The organism is Pseudomonas sp. NPDC089918 (assembly GCF_050280605.1).
Classification (GTDB): domain Bacteria; phylum Pseudomonadota; class Gammaproteobacteria; order Pseudomonadales; family Pseudomonadaceae; genus Aquipseudomonas.
Window position 1 is genome coordinate 16752 of the sequence record NZ_JBNNVP010000047.1, and the last position, 22489, is coordinate 39240.

Consider the following 22489-nt stretch of genomic DNA (forward strand, 5'->3'; position numbering starts at 1 on the left):
TGTTCCCCTCAAGAAATCAGTTTTTCCAGATCATCGAGGGATAGACGTTTGAGGGCCTCCAGGGATTTAGCCAATTCGTCCTGAACCGGTGATAAATCGACGCGCAACGCTTCGATGCGGGTGCAGAACGCTTGCAGGGTGTCGGCTTCGAACAGTTCCTTGAGCGGCACCTTGTCACCCAGGCGTTCCTTGATTCGGGTCACCACCAGCGTCGCCAGCAACGAATGCCCGCCCAACTGGAAGAAGTTGTCCGTCAGACCGACGCGCTCGACTTCCAGCACCTCTTGCCAGACGGTCGCCACTTCCCATTGCAGATCGGTGCGCGGCGCTTCGTAACGCTGCAGCGTCGGATTGCCGCCCAGCGCCATCAGGGCCTTGCGATCGAGCTTGCCATTGGGGGTCAGCGGCAGCACGTCGATCACGTGCAGATGGCTCGGCACCATGTGCGCCGGCAAACGATTGGCCAGGGCCGCCCGCAGGCTTTCCACCAACGATAAACTGCCCGGCTGGCTCGCTACGACGTAGGCATGCAGGTGTTTACCCGCCGCGCCCTCCTGCGCCAGCACCACGGTTTCGCGCACCTCGGGCTGCTCCAGCAATCGGGCTTCGATCTCGCTCAGCTCGATGCGGAAGCCGCGAATCTTCACCTGATGGTCGGCACGACCGATGTACTCAATCGTGTCACCTGGCCCCTGGCGCACCAGATCGCCGGTGCGATACAGCCGCTCACCATTAGCGGCGAACGGGTCCGGCACGAAGCGTTCCGCGGTCAGGCCGGGACGCAGCAGATAACCTCGGGTCACGCCGGCACCGGCCAGGTACAACTCGGCCGCCAGCCCCGCCGGCAGCACTTGCAACTGGCTGTCGAGCAGGTAGGCCACGGTGTTGTCCAGCGGCCGCCCAATGTTCGCCCGGCCGTTGGCGGTGCGCAGGGTGAAGGTCGAATAGGTGGTGTCTTCCGACGGCCCGTACAGGTCATAAACCTGCTTGACCGAGGTGCTGGCGTACAGCGTATCGACCAGCATCTGCTTGAGCGGCTCGCCGGCCAGATTGATGGTGGTGACCGACGCCGGAATCTGCCCGGCCCGTTGCAGCGCGGCAATCGCCGACGGCACGGTGTTGATCAGCGTCACCCGCTCACGGGCCGGCAACTCGGACAGCGCCAGGGCGTTGTCCGCCAGCACCATGCAACCGCCGCTGGCCAACGTGACGAAAATCTCCCACACCGACAGGTCGAAGCAGATCGAGGTCGAAGCCAGCACGCCACGCAGCTGCTCATCGCGGTAAACACCCTGCGACCACTGGATCAGCGCCGCGAGGTTAGCGTGGGTGATCGCCACGCCTTTGGGTTTGCCGGTGGAGCCGGAGGTGTAAATCACGTAGGCCAGGTTCTGCGACACGACCTGGCTGACGGGCGCCGTGGACGGATACCCGGCGAGCCATTCGGCACCCTCTTCGACCAACAGCACTTGCGACGGCAACGCCTCGGGCAACATCGCCTGCAACGCGGCTTCGGTCAGCAGCACCGCTGCGCAACTGTCCTCGAGCATGTGCAGCAAGCGCTCTTGCGGATATTCCGGGTCCAGCGGCACGTAGGCACCGCCGGCCTTGAGGATCGCCAGCAGCCCGACCAGCATGTCCGGGGTGCGGCGCATGCACACGCCCACCCGCACTTCCGGCCCGACACCCAGCGCTTGTAGCTTGTGCGCCAGACGATTGGCCCGGGCGTCGAGGGTGCGGTAATCGAGTGCCTGCTCGGTAAACAACACCGCTGCGGCTTGCGGTTGGCGTTGTACCTGCGCGTCGATCCGCTCAACCACGTTGCGCGAATCCAGCGCCGTGATCGCGGCCTTGCCCCAGTCGACAGCCGCTTGACGCGGTGCGCCGTCCAGCAGTTGCAACGCGCCCAGAGGCTGCGAAGCATCCGCCATGAATTGCATCATCAGACCTTCGAGCTGGGTGCTCAGGTTGGCGATGGTGGCGTGATCGAAACAGGCCTGGTCAAAGCTCAAGCCCAGGGTCAACTCGCGACCGGTAACCGCCACCAGCGTCAGCGGATAGTTCGTCTGCTCCTGACGCGAGAGGGTGGAAAACTCGAGCCCGGTGGCAGAACCTTGGGCCAGCGCTTCAGCCATCGGGTAGTTCTCGAACACCAGAATACTGTCAAACAGTGCGCCCGCGCCCTGCCCCGCCCAGCGCTGGATATCGTAGAGCGGCGTGCTCTCATGTTCGCGCAGGGCCAGGTTGAGGCTCTGCACCTGCTGAATCCATTGCCCGACCGGGATCTCGGCGGATGGCGAAGCCACCACCGGCAAGGTATTGATGAACAGGCCGATCTGCTGTTCGACGCCGGGCAAGTCCGTCGGCCGACCGGCCACAGTCGCGCCGAAAGCCACGGTGTCCTGACCGGTATAGCGCTGCAACAGCACCAGCCACGCGGCTTGCATCAGGGTATTGAGGGTGACCTTCTGCTCGCGGGCGAAGCGGTTCAGGTCGCCGGTTTGTTGTTCGCTGAACACATGTTGGTAATCGGCATAACCGCTGACCAATGTCTGGTTGACCGGCATGGCGCTGGCCAGGCGGGTCGGCTCCTGAAGGTCAACCAACGCCGACGTCCAGAACTCGCGACTGGCCTGAGTATCGCGCTGGCCCAGCCACTCAATGTAATCGCGATAGCGCCCCGGGGTCGCCGCCGGGGTCATGCCGGCATAGCGTTGCAACACCTCGCCGAACAGCTGCGAGGTGCTCCAGCCGTCCATCAGGATGTGATGACTGGTGTAGATCAAGTGATGCTGCGCTTCAGCGGTTCGCACCAGCAACACGCGCAACAGCGGCGCCTGGTCCAGTTCGAAACCGGCGACCAGATCCTCTCGGGCCAACTGATCGAGCGCTGCGTGAAGGTCATCACGACCGCGCCAGTCCTGCACGGTCATGGGCATCTGCACCGTCTGCCTTACAATCTGCACCGGCGCGTCGGCGTCCTCGGGCCAGACGAATACCGTGCGCAGAATCTCATGGGCCTCCAGCGTCTGCTGCCAGGCCTGACGGAATCGCTCGGTGTCCAGCTGCCGTACATCGACCCGCAACTGGTTGGTGTAGGCCGGGCCGTCCGGTTCGTTGAGGCTGTGGAACAGGATGCCCTGCTGCATCGGCGACAACGGATACAGATCGCTGATCTCCCGTGCCGGCACCGGCAGCGCTGACAGCTGTGCTTGAGTCAGATTTACCAGATTGAAGTCCGACGGCGTGACCCCGGCATGCTCACCGGCAGTGCAATGTTCGATCAGCCGTTCCAGCTCATGGCAATAGGCGTCGGCCAGCGCCTGAATGGTGTGCGGGCGGTACATGCCTTGGCCGAACGTCCAGCTCAATTCCAGCTCACCGCCGTAGACCTGGCCATCGACGCTCAGCCAGTTGCCCAAGGGCGCATCGTCATCCTGATGCTCACCGGTGCTGTCGGCAGTCGGCACCAACAGCGCGCCGTCAGCCGCATCGAACGCACCGTCGAACTGGCCCAGGTAGTTGAAGGTGATGCGCGGTGGCGCCAGCTCACGCAGCGGTTCGAAGCCTGCGAGGTAGCGCAGCACGCCGTAGCCGATGCCTTTGCCCGGCACCGCTCGCAGTTGTTCCTTGATCGAGCACAACGAAGTGCCCGGCTCTGCCTGTGGGGTCAGGCGCACTGGAAACAGGCTGCTGAACCAGCCGACGGTGCGACTCAAATCGAGGTCGTCGAACAGGTCTTCGCGGCCGTGGCCTTCGAGCTGGATCAGCACCGAATCCTGTTCGCTCCAGTCGCACAACACCCGCGCCAGGGCCGTCAGCAGCAGATCGTTGATCTGGGTGCGATAGGCGGCCGGTGCCACTTTGAGCAGCGCGTGGGTCAGTGTCTTGTTCAGGCGTGAAGTGGCCCGAGCGGCTTGGCGACGAGTCTGGACGGTCTCGGGAAAATCCCTCGGCAAGTCGCTGTTGCCACCCTCCAGCGTGCGCTGCCAGTAATCGCGCTCGGCCTTCAAAATATCGCTCTGCCCATAACGGTGCAGGTGTTGTGCCCAGGCCTGGAGCGAGCTGCTTTTGCCCGGCAGGACAATCGCCTTGCCAGCCGCCAACGTGGTATAGGCTTGCTGCAAATCTTCCAGCAGCACCCGCCAGGACACGCCATCCACCACCAGGTGATGGATCACCAATAGCAAACGTTGTGTTGCGTCAGGCAGGTTCACCAGCACCGCGCGTACCAGCCGGCCCTGTTGTAAGTCGAGACTGCGCTGTGCCTGGGTGGCCAGCGCTGGCAAATCGGCAAGGTCGTCCAGTGCCCGCACCCACAACAGGTCTGTGTGGCGCTGCGCCTGGAATGTCGCCTGCCAAATCTCGCCCGACGCCTGGAAACTCAGGTTCAGCGCATCGTGCTGCTCGATCAGGGCGGACAATGCGTTGTGCAGATGGGTCGCGTCGAGGGGGATTTGCGGTTGCAACATCACCGACTGGTTCCAGTGATGACGCTGGGGAATGTCGGTCTGGAAGAAGCGGGCCTGGATCGGCAACAACGGCAGCTCGCCGCTGACTTTCTGCGCCACGCTGGCCGCCGGTTTGCTCTCGATCAGTTTGGCCACCGCCGCCAACTGGCCGATGGTCTGTTTCTCGAACAGTTGCTTGGGGCTCAGCTTGATGCCCTGGCGTTTGGCTCGAGCGATGATTTGCAAACTGAGAATCGAGTCGCCGCCCAGCTCGAAGAAGTTGTCGGTGCTGCCCACCTGTTCAAGCTTCAGGACATCGGCCCAGATGGCGGCAAGCTTCTGTTCGATCTCGCCCACCGGGGCAACAAATTGCTGCGTCACCAGCCCCGGCGCCGGCAAGGCTCGCTTGTCCAGTTTGCCGTTGGCGGTCAGCGGCAGACACTCCAGAACCACGATCTGCGCCGGCACCATGTACTCCGGCAGGCAGGCCTGTAACTGCTGGCGCAAGGCGTCGACATTCAACGCCAGGTCAGGCGCGGCCACGCAGTACGCCACCAGTTGCAAGCGCGTTTCATCACCGTCCAGCGGCAAGGCCAACACCGCGGCCTCGCTCACGCCGTTCAGGCCCAACAATACCCGGGCGACTTCCGCCGGCTCCACCCGATAGCCGCGCACTTTGACCTGATCATCGGCACGCCCGATGAATTCCAGCGCGCCCTGACGATTGCGGCGCACCCGGTCACCGCTGCGGTACACCCGCGCGCCGACGGCGCCAAACGGATCCGGCAGGAAGCGTTCGGCGGTCAGCCCTGGCTGGCCCAGGTAACCCAGCGCCACGCTCTCACCACCGATATACAGCTCGCCCGCCACCTGATCGGCGACCGCGTTGAGCACATCGTCCAGCACGTAGACATGCGCACCCGACAACGGACGGCCGACCGGCACGCTGCGGGCACCCGAGTCGAGATCCTTGAGCTCATGGGTCAGCACACCGACCGTGGTTTCACTCGGGCCATAGTGGTTGATGAACCGACAGCCCGGTTTGAGTCGCCGCACCTGTTCGAGCAATGCCGGCGAGCAGGCTTCGCCACCGACGATCAGTGCGTGTTGCGGTAGTACATCGGCGGCCCGGGACGCCTGCATCAGCGCCGCCAAATGCCCCGGCACGATTTTCAGCACGCCCACTTGGTGCTCAGCCATGTAATCGGTAAATCGGTCCGGGTCGAAGCCCAACTCTTCGGGCAATACATGCAACAAGCGACCGGAACACAAGGCGCCGAACAGCACGGTAAATCCAAGATCCGCCGCAATGGTCGAGACCAGCGCCATGCTCGCCGCAGGCTCCAGCGCCAGACGCTCCAGCGCACCGCGCACATAACTGACCAGGGCGCCGTGGCTCACCAGCACGCCTTTGGGTTGGCCGGTGGAGCCGGAGGTGTGAATCACATAGGCCGCTGCATCCGCCGACACTATCAGCAAAGGCTTCGTCGTCGGCTGGTCCTGCCATTGTTCGGGCGCGAAGGCCAGCCCCTGGCAACCGGCGACCGCCAGAGTGCTTTCCCGCGCGTCGCCTGCGGCACACAGCAGGACTTTCGCCTGCGCGCCTTCGAGCATCTGCTGCAAACGTGCGTCCGGCGCCTTGACGTCCAGTGGCATGTACACCGCCCCGGCCTTGATCACCCCTAACACACAGGTCAGCCATTCCAGGGAGCGCTCCATCAGCACCGCCACGGGCTGCCCGTTTTGCACGCCTTGCGCTCGCAGGTAGTGGGCCAGGCGATTGGCGTCCTGATCCAGCGCCTGGAAACTCAATGTCCGCTCAAGGCAGCGTGCGGCCAGCGCCTCAGGCTGTGTGACCACCTGACGCTCCCATTGCTGCAACACCGATTCTGCCGGCTGCCGTGGCGCCAGCGCCGGTTGCACAGGTGTGGTTGCAAGACTGTGCAGCGGCGCCTGCGGGGCGCTGAGCAATTCGCGGAACAGACCGAGCAGCGTCGGAATGAACCCCTCGATGGTCGAGTGCTGGTACAGGTCGCTGGCGTAGGTCATTTGCCCGTGGATCAGCGTGCCGTCATCGGTGATATCCAGCGCCAGATCGAAGTGCGTGCCTTGTTTGTCCAGTGGATACTCGGTGACGCTCAGGCCCGGCAGGCTCATCGAACGCTGGGTCTGCATGCCGACGTTCTGGTTGAACTTGGCCTGGAACAAAGGGTTGTGGCCCAGGGTTCGCTCGGGCACCAGTTCATCAACCAGTTGCTCGAACGGCAGCTCCTGATGGGCCTGGGCACCAAACGATGCTTCCCGAATCCGAGCCAGTAAATCGACGAAGCTGCCGCGCTCATCGACCTGGCAACGCAGTACCTGAGTGTTGACGAAGAAGCCGATCAGCCCTTCGACCTCGGAGCGCCCGCGGTTGGCATTGGGCACGCCGACGCGAATATCGCGCTCGCCGCCAAGTCGCGACAGGAACAGCGAAAACCCGGCCAGCACCAGCATGAACAAGCTAATGCCCTGAGCCCGGGCAAAGCCATTCAACTGCCGGGACAGGTCCGCACCGAAATCAAAGCTCAAGGTCTGGCCTTCGAAGCTCTGGGTCAGCGGCCGGGGGAAATCCGCCGCCACGTCCAACAACGGATGCTCTTCACCCAACTGCTGGCGCCAGTAATCAAGTTGACGCTCACCCTCGCCGGCCTCCAGCCAGCGGCGCTGCCAGATCGCGTAGTCGGCGTATTGCAAGGGCAACGCCGGCAACTGCGGTTCGCGCTCCAGGCTGAAGGCCTGATAGCACTGCACGAATTCCTTGACCATGACGTCCATCGACCAGCCATCGGAGACGATGTGGTGCATGCTCACGATCAGCACATGTTCATCGTCGGCCAGACGGAACAGGCTGGCCCGTAGCAACGGTCCATGAAGCAAGTCGAACGGTTGCGCAGCCGCTTCCTGAACCCGACGCGCCAGCTCGGTTTCACGTTCTTGCACGGCGACGTTCGACAGATCGACGCGTTGCAGTGGCACGCTCTGCTGGTCGAGGATGATCTGGCTCGGCTGGTCGTTGTCGGTCTGGAACACCGTGCGCAACACTTCATGGCGCGCCACCAGATGATCGAAGGAACGCAACAGCGCTGCCTCGTTCAGTTGCCCGTGCAAGCGCAGGCCGGCGGCCATGTTGTACGCGGCGCTCTGCGGGTCGAGCTGCCAGAGAAACAGCAGACGTTGCTGGGCAAACGAGAGCGGGATCACCGCGCAGTCGTGACGACTGACCGGCAGCGGCAACAGGCTGAAGTCCTTGCCCTCCTCGCGCAGTTTGGCGAGAAACAGTCGACGTTGCTCCAGCGGCAAACCGACGAACCTTTTAGCGATACGCTCCGCCATATTGCCGCTCATACTTCAACTCCCTCCAAAGAACTCATGAACTGATCCATGTCGGACCAGTCGTTATCGCTTGCACCGCCGGCCAGCGCGGCCAGCTCCAGGGCCAGATCGCCCAGCAGCGGTGTCTCGAACAGGCTGCGCAACGGCAGCACCACGCCCAACTGGCTTTTGATCCGCGCGATCACTTGCGCGGCCAGCAACGAATGCCCGCCCAACTCGAAGAAATGGTCATCGACACCGACCCGTGGCACTTGCAGCACCTCGATCCAGATCTGTGCCAGAGCCTGTTCGGTGTCGGTTTGCGGGGCGCGATAGCTGCTCTGCAACTGGCTCGGATCGGGGGTCGGCAGAGCCTTGCGGTCGAGTTTGCCGCTGGGGGTCAGGGGCAGGCGCGGCAACAGCAGCAAATGGCCGGGCACCATGTAGTCCGGCAGGTTCTTCTGCAGTGAGGCCCGGATTTGCTGACGCACAATCACCTGCTCCGCCGCGTTGCCGAGCACGCTCTGATCGACGACCAGGTACGCCACCAGTTGTGGCCCGCCGACCAGGGGTAAAGCCAGCACTACCGCCTCGCGAATCCCCGGGCATTGCTGCAACCGCGACTCGATTTCCCCCAACTCAATGCGGAACCCGCGAATCTTCACTTGGTGATCGACGCGGCCGATGTACTCCACCGCGCCATCGTCGCGCAGTCGGGCACGGTCGCCGGTGCGGTACAGGCGCTCGCCGACCGCGAACGGATCGGCAATAAACCGTTGCGCGCTGAGCGTTGGTTGTCGGTGATAACCACGGGCCAGGCCCGGCCCGCCGATGTACAACTCGCCCACCGCCCCTTGCGGCAACAGATTCAAATCGTCGTCGAGCACGTACAGCCGGCGTTGCTCCAGACCGTGACCGATCGGAATGCCACGCCACGACACCGCCTCGGCGGTCAACGCGCTGCAATCATGAATGGTCGAGACCACCGTCGCTTCGGTCGGGCCGTAGGTGTTGAGCAAACGCACATGACCCAACCCGGCGCGTTGCCACAGGCGCAGCCCGTCCACCGCCATCGCCTCGCCGCCCACGTGAATCTGGCGCAAGGCGCCGAAGTGGACAGGCGGGTTGGCCGCGTAATCCTGCACCACCGAGTACCAGTAAGCGGCCGGCAAATCCGCCAGGGTAATGCTTTGTTCGACGATCACCTGATGCAAGGTCGCACTGTCCCACAGACCCGCGTCGCGCAGGACGACACAGGCGCCATGGCACAGCGGCGGGAAGAATTGCTCGACGAAACCGTCAAAACTGCTGGTGGCGAATTGCAGTACGCGATCGCCTTCGCGCAAATCGCTGTAGTCGATCGCCCGCGCGATGAATTCACTCAACGCACCGTGACTGACGGCCACGCCCTTCGGCCGGCCGGTGGAGCCGGAGGTGTAAATCACGTACGCGAGGTTCTGCGGATCCACCGTCACTTGCAGGTTGTCTTGATTCGCAGCGTCGCTGTCCGGTAGCTGGTCCAGGCACAGGCAATCGATGCCATCGAGCGTCGGCAGGCTGCTCAGCAGCGGGCTCTCGGTCAACAACAGCTGCAGCCCGCTGTCATCGAGCACATGGCGCAAGCGTTCGGCCGGGGTGTGTGGGTCCAGCGGCACATAGGCGCCGCCGGCCTTGAGCACGGCCAGCAACGCCACGGCCAGTTCCAGCGATCGCCCCAACGCCACACCGACCAGCACATCGGGGCCGACGCCCTTGGCGCGCAACTGATGGGCCAGACGATTGCTGCGAACATTCAGTTCGGCATAGCTGAGTGAGGGCGACCGATCGCCAACGAGGATCACGGCGCTGGCCTCGGGAGTGCGCGCCGCCTGGGCCTCGAACAGTTGCGGCATGCCGGGCAGCAGCGCCGGGATGGCGACGGGTTGAATCAAGCGCTCGCGCTCATCCGTGCCGAGCATCGCCACCTCGCCCAGCGGTTGTTGCGGATCACGGCAGACCGACACCAGCACGTTGTGCCAATGCTCGGCCAGCGCGGCGATGGTCGGTGCGTCGAACAGGTCGGTGGCGTAAGTGAACGCGGCGAACAGTTGCTCGCCCTCCTCTCGGGTGTCGAGCATCAGGTCGCTGGTGGCCGCATGCTGACGCCCGCTGCCGGCCAGTTGCTGCTCACTCAGATAGCCGACCTGCAAACCGCAATCGAGGCGCACGTCCTGCAGATCGGTCACCAGCGGCTGGTGGTTGAACATCACCTGAAACAACGGATTGTGACTCTGACTGCGGGCCGGCTGCAGGGCTTCGATCAACGCATCGAACGGCAGCTCCTGATGGGCCTGGGCGCCAAGCGCCGCCTGACGCAGGCTCTGCAGCAGGTCGCTGAAACGAGTCTTGGCGGTGACCTCGCTGCGCAGTATCTGGGTGTTGACGAAGAAGCCGATCAAGCCTTCGGTTTCACTGCGGGTGCGGTTGGCGATCAAGCCGCCGACACGAATGTCGGTCTGGCCGCTGTAGCGATGCAGCAAGGTCTTGAAGGCGGCCAGCAGCACCACGAACAGCGTCACGCCCTGGCGCTGGGCGAGGGTTTTCAGTTCCTGGCGCAGGGCTCCGTCGATGACTTTTTCCAGGCGCGCGCCCTGGTGGCTGGACTGGGCCGGATAGGCTCGGTCGGTGGGCAATTCGAGGATCGGAGGCTCTTCGCCCAACTGCGTGCGCCAGTAATCGAGCTGACGCTCGCGCTCCCCGGCTTCCAGCCAACTGCGTTGCCACAGGGCGTAGTCGCGGTAGTGCACGGTCAGTGCCGGCAAGGTCGGTTGCCGCCCCGCCACCAACCCATCGTAGGTGCGCATGAACTCGTCGATCAGAATGTTCATCGACCAGCCATCGGCAATGATGTGATGCAACGTCAGCAGCAGCACGTGCTCCTGTTCGGCCAGACGCAACAGGCGAAGGCTCAGCAGCGGCCCCTGTTGCAAGTCGAAGGCCTGAGAGGCTTCAGCCATCATGTGCTGCTGCGCCTGCGGCCAGCGCCGCTCTTCAGGCAAGGCACTCAGGTCGTTGATCGCCAGTGTCAGGTCACGGGGGTCGGCCACCCGCTGGAACGCACGCTCGCCTTCCTGGCCGAAGGTGGTGCGCAGGCACTCATGACGCGCCACCAACAGGCTGAACGCGCGCTCCAGCGCCTCGGTTTGCAGCGCGCCGCTCAGGCGCACCGCCATCGGCAGGTTGTAGGCCGCGCTCTGCGGATCCAGCTGCCAGAGGAACCACATCCGCTGCTGGGCATAGGACAGGCCGTCACGCTCATCGACCCCGACACAGGAGGTCATGGGAAGCTGCGCAAAATCGATGCCTTCGCGGGCCATGCCGGCCAGAAACAAGCGGCGCTTGTCCTGCGGCAATTCGATAAAGCGGCGGGCGAGTTTCTGTGCGTCTGCGGCATTCATGCATTGGGTCCTTGCTGATCGGCGGCGTGACCAGGAGGCCCGGTCGTATCAACAAGAACGAATGGCTAGCGCGATGATTTAGCAGCACAGACAACCCCGCCCCCCTGTGGCGAGCGAGCTTGCTGGCGTTGGGCTGCGCAGCGGCCCCAAAAATCTGGCAGTGATTGTCGATTTTTGTGAGTGCTACGCACTCAAACGGGAGCAAGCTCCCTCGCCACAGGTTTCCCTGAGTCAAGACGCTCTTAAGTGAACACAAAAACGCCGAAGCCGGTGCAAGACCGGCTTCGGCGACAAGTGCGCCAGAGACTCAGTCATGCCTACCTTTGTGGCGAGCGAGCTTGCTCGCGCTGGGCTGCGCAGCGGCCCCAAAAAATCTGACAGTCATCGCCGATTTTGTGAGTGCTACGCACTCAAACGGGAGCAAGCTCCCTCGCCACAGGGTTCTCTGACTCAAGACGCTCTTAAGTGAACACAAAAACGCCGAAGCCGGTGCAAGACCGGCTTCGGCGACAGGACTGTTCAGATCAGAGTGCGTCCTGGGAATGCCCTTCGGCCATCGCGACAATCACCTTGCGCTTGCCTTCGAACGGCGCGCGGGCATGGGCCGAGAGCATGTTGTCGAGCATCAGCACATCACCCTCCTGCCAAGGAAAACTGATGGCGCAGTCATCGAGCACCGCACGAATTTCATTGAGCACTTCATCCTCGATGGGCGAGCCGTCGCCGTAGTAGACGTTACGCGGCAGGTCTTCCTCGTCGACGATGTCCAGCAGGGTTTCACGCACCTCCGGCTGAAGGTTGGAAATGTGGAACAGGTGAGCCTGATTGAACCAGACCATGTCGCCGGTCACCGGATGACGCGCCACCGCCTGACACGTTTGGCGGGTGCGCAACTCTCCGTCGTCCTTCCACTCGCAAATGATGCCATGGGCCTTGCAGTAGGCCTCGGCCACCTCGCGGTCTTCGGTGTTGAACACTTGCTCCCAGGCCACGTCCAGCCCGTTGCCGAAATTGCGCACGTACATCAGGCCCTTGCTGATGAAGCGCTCGCGAATCGCGACAGGCATGCGCCGATAGACTTCCCGGCTGTCGGCAATCGGCGTTTCACCGCCCGAGGTGGCGGCGATCATGCTGTAGAACCAGATTTTCATCGGCCAGTCCCGGGAATAGGCCTGCTCGTTGTGCAGCGGAATGCTCTGATGCGCCGGGTATTCGGTGGAGGTATAGACCCCTTGGGTGACGTTGGTGCGCGGCGTCGAACCGAACTCGTAATTGAGCAGTGGATGGCCGAAGCCGGCGGCGAATTGGCGGAACTGCTCGGCGCCGTCCAGCTGGAACCCGCGAAACAGAATGCCGCCGTCACGCAGCAGATGCGCATCCACCAGTTCATTCAATTCATCAAACACCGCCAACAGGCTGGTATTCGGCTCGGTCGCCTCCACCAACAGCGGCAAGCGACCCCGCGCCGGCAGCAACGGCCGAACGGCAAAACCCACAGCAACACCCATGACGGGCCTCCTGTTAACACTCAATAAAGTGAACCGCGCGCGCTAAAAAACCGGCGCGGCCAGCTGCGCATGACGTCGGTGATGGACTTCCAGATGATTCTTGATAATCCGCAGCACCTTGGCTTCATGCTCATGAATGAAGAAATGCCCGCCGGTCATCATGTCCACCGAGAAACTGCCCAGGGTTTCCTGGCTCCAGCCGATCAATTGCTCGGTGGTGGCCTTGTCTTCCTTGCCGCCGAGCACATGCACGGGGCACTTGAGCAACGGGCGCTGCATCGGGCGGAAGCGTCCGCAGAGCATGAAATCAGCGCGCAGGATCGGCAGCGTCAGGCTCATCAACTCCTGATTGGCCAACACTTCCTCGCTGGTGCCCTGGAAGGTGCGCAGTTGCTCGATCAACTGCTCGTCACTCTGGGGCTCGGCGAAGCCACGGTCATAGTCACTGCGCATGGTCGGGGCCGCCGTGCCGGAAGCAAACAGCGCCACCGGCTCCGCAGCACCGAGGGCACGAAAGGCGTGGGCCATCTCGCAGGCTAGCAACGCCCCCAGGCTGTGGCCGAACAGGGCGTAAGGGCCGTGCAAGGATGGCTTGTGTTCCCTGGCCAATTGCAGGGCCAGGGCGCGCATGTCGGTCTGCAAGGGTTCGTCATAACGGGCGCCTCGCCCCGGCAACTCCACCGGCTGCAAGTGCAGCCACGGCGGCAACTGGCGCCGCCAGCGGCTATAGACCATGGCGCTGGCGCCCGAATAGGGCAGGCACAGCAGTGTCAGCTTTGTCACCGCACTTACCTCAATTGGTTATCTGTAAAAGAGAACGGATGGGGCGTGGTGAGAATTAGTCTGTGGGATGGATGAGATCTACCTGTGGGAGCGAGCCTGCTCGCGATGGCCATTTAGGACTCAGCAAATGTTGTGGCGCTAAGGGCGCCATCGCGAGCAGGCTCGCTCCCACAGGGATCAGCAGTCAGTTATCACTTGAGATGGCGATAACTCTGCACCGCCGCCCCCAACACCACGGCACCCGCGGCAATTGCCACCCAGAACCCGCTGCGTGCACCGAACGCATCCACCAGCCAGCCCGAACTGGCTGCGCCGATCGCCACGCCGATGCTCAAACCGGTGACCAGCCAGGTCAGGCCTTCGGTGAGCTTGGCCGGCGGCACGATGCGCTCCACCAGCGCCATGGCCACAATCAGGGTCGGTGCAAAAAACAGCCCGGCGACGAACACCGCCAGCGACAGTCCGAAAATATTGGCCGCCAGCAGCAATGGCAACGTGGTCACCGCCGTCGCCACCCCGCCGTAGAGGAACAATTGCGGCAGCGGCAACTTGGAACGAAACACCCCGAACGCCAACCCGGCCAGGCACGAGCCGATGGCATACACCGACAGCACAATACTCGCCGCCGCCGGTTGCCCCTGCTGCTCGGCGAACGCGACGCTGACCACATCCACCACACCGACGATGGTGCCCAAGGCGACCATCAACAGTATCAGCAACTGGATCTCGCTCGAGCGGATGATCGAACCCTGATGGTGTTCTTCATAAGGATGTACCGGCGGTTCGGTACCGCGCTGCAACACAAATGCCGTGACCCCGATCGCCAGCATCAGCAACGCCGCCAACGGCCCTGCCTCCGGGAACGCCACCACACACAACCCCACCGACAGCGGCGGCCCGACAATAAAGCAGACCTCGTCCAGCACCGACTCCAGCGCATAAGCGGTTTGTAACTCGGGGCGACCGCGATACAACTCGGTCCAGCGCGCCCGCACCATCGCCGACATACTCGGCATGCAACCGGCCAGCGCGGCAAACGCAAACAACGTCCAGTGCGGCGCCTGCAAGCGGGTACACAGCAACAGCATCAACAACGCCCCACCACCGACCAGTGCCGACACCGGCAAGATCCGGCCTTGGCCAAAACGGTCCACCAACCGCGAAACCTGTGGCGCACAAAACGCCGTGGCCAGGGCAAAGGTCGCCGCGATGGAACCGGCCAGGCCGTAACCGCCCTGCAGCTGCGAAAGCATGGTGATCAAGCCAATGCCAGTCATGGAAATCGGCATGCGCGCGATCATCCCGGCCAGCACAAAGGCGCGTGCGCCTGGGGCGCGGAATAGCTCGCGGTAGGGGTTTGCCATGGGATCCGGCCTCAACAAGGGCCTGCAACTTGCCACAAACGTCTGCCCCGGGGAAAGCGTCGAATTGTTGGTTGAGTGTGAACAGCGGTCTGCCGGCAAATGAACTCTCGCAGGCTTAAAACAGTCAGCTAGATAGACCCTCGGTTCCCGGAGCTCCGCGGTAATGGCTGATTATTCCGAACGGCAAAGCGCCATCGACGCCCACGGCATCATTGGCGACATGCGCAGCGCAGCGCTGGTCAACGACAAGGGCAGCGTGGACTTTTTCTGCTGGCCGGAATTCGACAGTCCATCGATTTTCTGCGCGCTGCTGGACAGCCCCGAAGCCGGCATCTTCCAGCTGGCCCCGGACCTGCCCGACGCTCGCCGCGAGCAGATTTACCTGCCCGACACCAACGTCCTGCAAACCCGCTGGCTCAGGGATCACGCGGTGGTCGAAGTCACCGACCTGCTGCCCATCGGCGACAGCGAAGATGATTGGCCGATGCTGATGCGTCGAGTGCGGGTGGTCAGTGGTCAAGCGACGATCCGCATGCATTGTGCCGTACGGCATGACTATGCCCGGGCTCACACCAAGGCCCGGACACGGGGTCAGAGTGTGTATTTCGAGGCCTCCGGTCAGCCGGCCCTGCAACTGTGTTCGGATCAGCCCTTGAGCATCGAGGGCAATGCAGCGGTTGCCGAGTTCACCCTCGAACAGGGCCAGGGCGCCGAGTTCCTGCTCGGCGGCGTTGACGATGCACGCTTCAAGGAAGGCGCCGCCGCATTGTGCCTGGAACGCACCCTGAAGTTCTGGCGCGACTGGATCGGCCAGTCCAATTATCGCGGTCGCTGGCGGGAAATGGTCAATCGCTCGGCCCTGACCCTGAAGCTGCTGACCTCACGCAAACACGGCGCCATCCTCGCCGCCGCTACCTTCGGCCTGCCGGAAACGCCCGGCGGCGAACGCAACTGGGACTACCGCTACACCTGGATCCGCGACGCCTCGTTCACCGTCTATGCCTTCATGCGCCTGGGCTTCGTCGAGGAAGCCAACGCCTACACGCGCTGGTTGCGCGGTCGGGTCAGGGATTGTCACGGCAAGACCATGAAACTCAACATCCTCTACGCCATCGATGGCCGTCAGGAACTGCCGGAAGTTGAACTTCCACACTTGGCCGGTCACGGCGGCGCGACACCGGTACGCATCGGTAATCAAGCCTACGATCAAATCCAGCTCGATATCTTTGGCGAGCTGATGGACGCGGTGTACCTGGTCAACAAGCACGGTGAAGCGATTTCTCATGAGGGCTGGAAACACACTGTGGAGGTGGTTGATCAGGTCTGCGAAACCTGGCAGCAAAAAGACGTTGGCATCTGGGAAATGCGCGGCGAGCAGTATCACTTCCTGCACTCGCGATTGATGTGCTGGGTGGCCGTGGACCGGGCCATCCGTCTGGCGTCCAAACGCTCGCTGCCCGCCCCGTTTGCCCGCTGGGACCAGACCCGTCAAGCGATCTACACCGACATCTGGAGCAATTTCTGGAACGAAGAACGCGGGCATTTCGTCCAGCACATCGGCGGCACCGGCCTCGACGGCTCGATGCTGCTGATGCCGCTGGTGCGCTTCGTCAGCGCCAAGGATCCACGCTGGATCGCGACCCTTGAAGCCATCGAGAAAAGCCTGGTGCGCGCAGGCATGGTCTACCGCTACCGCAACGACGACAGCCAGATCGACGGCCTGCCCGGCACCGAAGGCGCCTTCGCCGCGTGCTCGTTCTGGTACGTCGAATGCCTGGCCCGTGCCGGCCAGGTGGAGAAGGCGCACCTGGAGTTCGAGCAATTGCTGAAGTACGCCAACCCGCTGGGGCTGTATGCCGAAGAGTTCGACAGCCATGCCCGGCACCTGGGCAACACACCGCAAGCGCTGACGCACCTGGCACTGATCAGCGCGGCGAGTTTCCTGGATCGGAAATTGAGCGGGGAGAAAAACTTCTGGCAGCCTTGAGACCGAGTCGTCTTCTTCGCGGGCAAGCCCGATCGCCGTACCGCTCGCTGCTACAGATGCACACCGTTCCAATTGTGGGATATGTACACCGTACAAAACTGTGGGAGCGGGCTTGCTCGCGAAGGCGATTTCACATTCAGCATTGATGTCGCCTGACACACCGCTTTCGCGAGCAAGCCCGCTCCCACAGGGGATCAGCTGTGTGGCGCGGGTTTTGGCACGTCGACGTTATCCAGGGTGGTGGGCGGTACGCAGGTTGGTCAACCGGGAAGTCAGGCACCCGGCGCACTCGAAAGTGCCCCGCGCACAGCCCACCGCGAAGCATACCGACAAGCGCACGAAAAAGCGCCGACATGCTCACGTTGGCGCTTGTACGCCTGACATTGCACGGGTGACCAAACCCGGCCGCTGAATTGGCAGCGACCCGGAAAGACTATCGGCTCCCTTTCCTAATCTACAACCGCCAAAACGCGTCGGAAATATCCCCTTTTACAGCGTTTTTTGTAGGACAGTGGCTTACCCGCGATGAAGTTAAACACGCTCCATCTGACACTGCTGACCTCCTGTGGCGAGGGAGCTTGCTCCCGTTGGGGCGCGCAGCGGCCCTGAAATCCACAACCAAATTCCTCCAGAAGCACCGCATTTGCTGGCTTTGCGGCCGCTGCGCAGCCGAACGGGGGGCAAGCCCCCTCGCCACAGAACCAGGCAGGCCGAACCTACAATCACTAAACAAAACCAGCCCAATCAACACGCGGTAACTCATTCCTACATCCAGAAATACCTTGTTGCCAGCGCTTACATCCATCCCTACCATCCACGTCAACGGGCACAGCGGAGCTGTCCAACAAAACCCGAATTCAAGGAACCAGAATGACCCAGCGTATCCATCGCAGCATCGACACCCCACTCCGATCAGGCCTGAACCGGGATGAACTGTGGGAGGGCCATGACAAAGGCCTGATCAAATGCTGGGAAATCGGCCGCCAACGCGCCGCCCGCTTCCCCGACCTCGCCCGACAATGCCTCACTGGTGAACTTCCGGTGCTAGGCTGGAAAGGAGGCGTCAGCCGCAGTCTGAAAAAACTCGAAAAATACGGATCCCTCAAATACCTCGCCCAATGGCAGGGGTTGCGCGGGGAAGATCTGGATATTGATTTGAGCGCAGAACGGGCGTTGACCTGTTCCAGAACCAAAATGGTCGTGACGTTTACGCCGGACCGGTCGAAGTATTTCAATCAGGTGGCGGACGTGGAGGCTTAAGGAGAAGGACGCATGGTGGACCTGCATCAGGAATTTCAAAACAGCGGTTTCTTCCACGAAGCACGGATTGATCGACGCTCGGCTGACGCACTGGTGGGAATCGCCGCCGGGCTCGCTGCCGACGGTACGATCAACCAGCAGGAAGCCGAGTTTCTAAAGACCTGGATCGAAACCCATTTAAGCCATCTCGGCGATCCGGTGGTGAATATCCTCTACAAACGCCTCGCCGGCATGCTGAGCGACGGCGTGCTTGATGCCGAGGAGTCTGGCGAGTTGTTGGAGATGCTTCACCAGTTTGCAGGCCTGCCGATTGGTTCTGCCCAAACGTTCACTGCGCCGACCAGTCTTCCTCTCGACAACCCGGCGCCCTCTTTAAGTTGGTCTGACCGAGTGTTCCTGTTTACCGGGATCATGGCTTACGGTCCGCGCAAGGATTGCGAATCACTGATTATTGAACGTGGCGGGCTTATCGGCGGATCCGTCAGCAAGAAGATCCACTATTTAGTGGTAGGCAGCATCGGCAATGATCAATGGCTGCATAGCACCTACGGGACCAAGATCAAAAGAGCCGTCGAACTGAGAGAAAGTGGTGTGCCGATAGCGATCATCAGTGAAGAATATTGGCAAAAGGTGCTGTTCGGATAACCCATTACAGCCTCTATGGAGTGTCCAATGAACAAGGACGTGCAGATCCAATTCACCAAAACTCCAAGTTTGATTCTCGCCTACGAAGCACACGGCCCCACCACCGGCGACCCGGTCATCCTGCTCCACGGTTTCCCCTACTCCCCCCGTGCCTACGACGAAATCGCCCCGGCCCTCGCCGCAAAGGGCTACCGCGTTATCGTCCCGTACCTACGCGGCTATGGCCCGACCCGGTTCAACAACCCCGACACCCTGCGCTCCGGCCAGCAAGCCGCCCTCGCCCAGGATCTTCTGGACCTGATGGACGCCCTCGCCATCAAACAAGCCGCTCTATGCGGTTATGACTGGGGCGGTCGTGCGGCGTGCATTGTTGCGGCGCTATGGCCGGAGCGGGTGCGCTGTCTGGTGACCGGGGATGGTTACAATCTTCAGAACATTCCTCACTCTACCCAGCCTCTGGATCCGGAGACTGAACATCGTCTCTGGTATCAGTACTACTTCCACACCCCACGCGGTGTTGAAGGCTTGACCCAAAACCGCCGGGCACTGTGCGAACTGCTCTGGACATTGTGGTCGCCGACCTGGGCCAACAATGCCGAACGTTATCCCTTGAGCGCGCCAGCCTTCGATAATCCGGATTTCGTCGAGGTGGTGATTCACTCGTACCGGCACCGGTTCATGTATGCGCCTGGCGATCCGGCGCTGGAGTGGATGGAAGAAGCGTTGACCCAGCAACCGGCAATCAGCGTGCCGACGATTTCCCTGTGCGGCGCTGATGACGGTGTCGGCCCCGCGTCTGAAATCGATGAAGACGCCGAGCATTTTACCGGCCCTTATGAACGCCGAGTATTGGCGGGCGTCGGGCATAACATTCCCGAGGAAGCGCCCGAAGCGACCCTCAAGGCATTACTGGATCTGCTGGAGGGCTGACGGAAAAGCGCTCGCGGTAGGCTTGCGGCGTTACGCCCATGGCTCGCAGAAAACTGCGGCGCAGGGTCTCTTCACTGCCAAACCCGCATTGCACCGCGACCCGTTTGATCGGCACACCGGTGTCGCTGAGCAGCCGTCGCGCGGTCTCGACCCGAATCAGTTCAATGGCCCGCGCCGGGGTCTGGCCGGTGTCGGCGCGGTAGTGACGAACGAAGCTGCGCTCGCTCATGCCGGCCTGCAAGGCCAAGGTCGGGATGCCGAGGTCTTTGGTTAGATTTTCGCTGATCCAGGCATGAAGATCGTCGAAGCGGTTGCCTTCCTTTTGCAGGGACAGGGTCACGCTGAACTGCGACTGCCCCCCCGGACGCTTGAGAAACACCACCAGTTGGCGGGCGACGTCCAGAGCCATGGTTCGGCCAAGATCTTCCTCGACCATCGCCAAGGCGAGGTCAATGCCCGCGGTGACCCCGGCCGAGGTCCAGACCGGGCCGTCATTGATGAAGATCGGGTTGGGTTCGACCTGTAGCTTGGGATGCTGCTGCGCCAATTGCTCGCAACGGGTCCAGTGCGTGACCACCCGCCTGCCATCGAGCCAACCGCTGGCCGCCAGCAAAAACGCCCCGGTACACACCGACGCCACCCGCCGACAACCCGTCGCATGCTCACGCACCCAGGCCACCAGTGACTCATCTTTCGCCGCCGCGTAAACGCCCCAGCCACCAGCAATGATCAAGGTGTCGCTGCCCCGATCCGGCAACGGCTCAGCCAACAGCGCCAACCCCGCCGACGACATCACCGCCCCACCACCGCTGGCAATCACCGACGGCGCGTAGGGCGACGGCAAACCTTGCTGGCGGGCAATGTCGTTGGCCGAGGCAAACACCTGCAACGGCCCGGTGACGTCGAGCACTTGCACGTTGGCAAAGGCCAGCACGTGAATGGTTTTCGGGTTGTTCGGCATATTTGGCGTAATTCGTGGGGTTATTGGCGTATGCGCCAGATCCTACGAGCCTACAGTGAAGCCGTCTACCCCAATCAGGAGAAAAAAAGCCATGACGTTGCAGATCGGTTTTCTGTTGTTTCCACAGCTTCAACAACTGGACCTGACCGGCCCTTATGACGTGCTGGCCTCGCTGCCGGACGTGAAGGTGCACCTGATCTGGAAGGACCTGATGCCAGTCACCGCGAGTACCGGGCTGGTGTTGAAACCGACCGCCACCTTCGACGATTGCCCGCCGCTGGATGTGATCTGCATTCCTGGCGGCGGCGGCGTCGGGCCGTTGATGGAGGATGACGAAACCCTGGCTTTCATCAAGGCCCAGGCCGCCAACGCGCGGTATGTCACCTCCGTCTGCACCGGTGCGCTGGTGCTTGGCGCGGCGGGGTTGCTCAAGGGCAAGCGCGCTACCACTCACTGGGCGTATCACGAATTGCTTGGGCTGTTGGGAGCGATTCCGGTGAACGATCGAGTGGTGCGCGACGGCAATCTGCTGACCGGCGGCGGGATCACCGCGGGGATCGATTTTGCCCTGACCCTGGCGGCTGAATTGTTCGATAAGGACACCGCGCAACTGGTGCAGTTGCAGCTGGAATACGCCCCGGCGCCACCGTTTGCTTCGGGCAGTCCCGAGACAGCGCCGGTCAGCGTGCTGGAAGAAGCCCGCAAACGCGCTGCCGCGTCGTTGAAACTGCGCTCGGAAATCACCGAACGTGCAGCGGCGAAACTCGCCCGCCAGTGAAAGAAACGGCTGCGGGTGCTATCGCCCCCGCAGCCAGTCACTCAGGTCGACCATTGGGCACAAACAGCTCGAACGAGTCATCACCATAAGCCCGCTCCACTTTAGCGATCACCACTTGATAACCCGCGTACCACTTGCGGTACTGACGCTTGGCCTCCAGGTGCCTGGGATGGCTGGCGAATTCCCGTATAGAGGTTTCGTCCTGCCAGTAGTAACTGGCGTTGACTAACTCGCCATCGGCCGAGCACCAGGATTGGGTGCCGACAAACCCTTCGATGCTGATCGCGACTTCGTCGATCAACGCGCTCAACCGGTTGAACTCCTCGTCCCGTTGCCCGGGTTTGTAGATAAACGATGCGATGTACATGCAGAGGTTCCTTTTCAGCGAATGAGTCAGGCCGGACGAGTCATCAGGACTAGCCGGACGGCGAGCAACAGCAGTACTGCGGCCAGCCCCAATGACTGCCATTTGGCGAATGTCGAAGTACTGGAAACAAGCCGGCTGACCGTACTGCCGAAAACCCCGAGCAGGGTGTGAAACACGCCACTGACCAGGGTCAGCACCATGCCCAGTAGCACCAGCTGTACGGCAATCGAGCCCCGCTGCGCGTTAACGAATTGCGGCAGGAACACCATGAAAAACAGTAAAGCCTTGGGGTTCAGCAGGCTGTTGAGCATCGCCCGGATCAGCAGGGTCTTGAGCGGCACCTGCGCCACATCCGACGTGCCGCTGGCCGATGTTTTTTGCAATGCCTTGAACGCCAGCCACAGCAGGTACAGGCCCCCGGCATAACGGATCAGGTCGAAGGCCGGCGGCCAGCTGGCAACCAGTGCCGTAACACCCATCGCAGTCAGCGCCGTCAGGATCAGATCGGCCAGGCCAATGCCCAATCCTGACGCCACACCACCGCGCCAGCCATAACTGGCGCCATGGCTGATCACGAAGGCCATGTTCGGTCCGGGTGACAGCAGCAACAACATCACCGCGCCGACGAAAAACAATAAGTTCGCAGGGTCAATCACAGCGAAGT

Annotated in this window: 13 protein-coding genes; 5 read left to right on the forward strand and 8 right to left on the reverse strand. The window is 62.2% G+C overall.

Going from position 1 to position 22489, the window contains the following annotated elements; all coding sequences use genetic code 11:
* Window positions 1-8: 8 nt before the first annotated feature.
* From ACQKPC_RS25490 to ACQKPC_RS25510, 5 genes are all read right to left on the reverse strand, one after another.
* Entirely contained in the window at window positions 9-7838 is a 7830-nt protein-coding gene (locus tag ACQKPC_RS25490) for an amino acid adenylation domain-containing protein (protein WP_427627181.1), read from the reverse strand.
* Window positions 7835-11242 (reverse strand): amino acid adenylation domain-containing protein, encoded by a 3408-nt coding sequence (locus tag ACQKPC_RS25495; RefSeq protein ID WP_427627183.1) that lies wholly within the window; start codon window positions 11240-11242, stop codon window positions 7835-7837. The genes ACQKPC_RS25490 and ACQKPC_RS25495 overlap by 4 nt, the downstream gene beginning before the upstream one ends.
* 524 nt (window positions 11243-11766) lie before the next feature.
* Complete coding sequence (locus tag ACQKPC_RS25500; protein ID WP_427627185.1) at window positions 11767-12750, reverse strand: TauD/TfdA family dioxygenase; 984 nt, start codon at window positions 12748-12750, stop codon at window positions 11767-11769.
* A gap of 42 nt (window positions 12751-12792) precedes the next feature.
* Window positions 12793-13533 (reverse strand): thioesterase II family protein, encoded by a 741-nt coding sequence (locus ACQKPC_RS25505; RefSeq protein WP_427627187.1) that lies wholly within the window; start codon window positions 13531-13533, stop codon window positions 12793-12795.
* A gap of 191 nt (window positions 13534-13724) precedes the next feature.
* Entirely contained in the window at window positions 13725-14897 is a 1173-nt protein-coding gene (locus ACQKPC_RS25510; protein ID WP_427627189.1) for an MFS transporter, read from the reverse strand.
* A 163-nt stretch (window positions 14898-15060) separates the two neighbouring features.
* Here ACQKPC_RS25510 and ACQKPC_RS25515 point away from each other — a divergent pair, with 163 nt between their 5' ends.
* The 4 genes from ACQKPC_RS25515 (at window position 15061) to ACQKPC_RS25530 (ending at window position 19719) form a co-directional block, all read left to right on the forward strand.
* Window positions 15061-16884 (forward strand): glycoside hydrolase family 15 protein, encoded by a 1824-nt coding sequence (locus tag ACQKPC_RS25515; protein WP_427627191.1) that lies wholly within the window; start codon window positions 15061-15063, stop codon window positions 16882-16884.
* Between the two features lie 870 nt (window positions 16885-17754).
* Complete coding sequence (locus ACQKPC_RS25520) at window positions 17755-18144, forward strand: hypothetical protein (RefSeq protein ID WP_123497975.1); 390 nt, start codon at window positions 17755-17757, stop codon at window positions 18142-18144.
* A gap of 12 nt (window positions 18145-18156) precedes the next feature.
* Entirely contained in the window at window positions 18157-18789 is a 633-nt protein-coding gene (locus tag ACQKPC_RS25525; RefSeq protein ID WP_427627194.1) for a BRCT domain-containing protein, read from the forward strand.
* 27 nt (window positions 18790-18816) lie between these two features.
* Window positions 18817-19719, forward strand: a complete 903-nt coding sequence (locus ACQKPC_RS25530) for an alpha/beta fold hydrolase (RefSeq protein ID WP_427627195.1) — start codon at window positions 18817-18819, stop codon at window positions 19717-19719.
* Here ACQKPC_RS25530 and ACQKPC_RS25535 read toward each other — a convergent pair.
* Window positions 19688-20680: a GlxA family transcriptional regulator gene (locus ACQKPC_RS25535; RefSeq protein WP_427627197.1), complete on the reverse strand. Its 993-nt coding sequence runs from the start codon at window positions 20678-20680 to the stop codon at window positions 19688-19690. The two genes, ACQKPC_RS25530 and ACQKPC_RS25535, sit on opposite strands and share 32 nt — an antisense overlap.
* A 91-nt stretch (window positions 20681-20771) precedes the next feature.
* On the opposite strand from ACQKPC_RS25535, the gene inhA reads away from it, so the two are divergent.
* The gene (gene inhA, locus ACQKPC_RS25540) at window positions 20772-21458 is read left to right on the forward strand and encodes an isonitrile hydratase (protein ID WP_427627199.1); all 687 of its coding nucleotides are present in this window, start codon (window positions 20772-20774) and stop codon (window positions 21456-21458) included.
* A gap of 37 nt (window positions 21459-21495) precedes the next feature.
* Here inhA and ACQKPC_RS25545 read toward each other — a convergent pair whose 3' ends face one another.
* Both ACQKPC_RS25545 and ACQKPC_RS25550 read right to left on the reverse strand, forming a co-directional pair.
* Window positions 21496-21825 carry an antibiotic biosynthesis monooxygenase family protein gene (locus tag ACQKPC_RS25545; protein WP_008013488.1) on the reverse strand — a complete coding sequence of 110 codons (330 nt, stop codon included), beginning with the start codon at window positions 21823-21825 and terminating at the stop codon, window positions 21496-21498.
* Window positions 21826-21851: 26 nt separating this feature from the next.
* On the reverse strand, window positions 21852-22481 hold the full coding sequence (locus ACQKPC_RS25550; protein ID WP_427627202.1) for a LysE family translocator: 630 nt from the start codon (window positions 22479-22481) through the stop codon (window positions 21852-21854).
* Window positions 22482-22489: the final 8 nt, after the last annotated feature.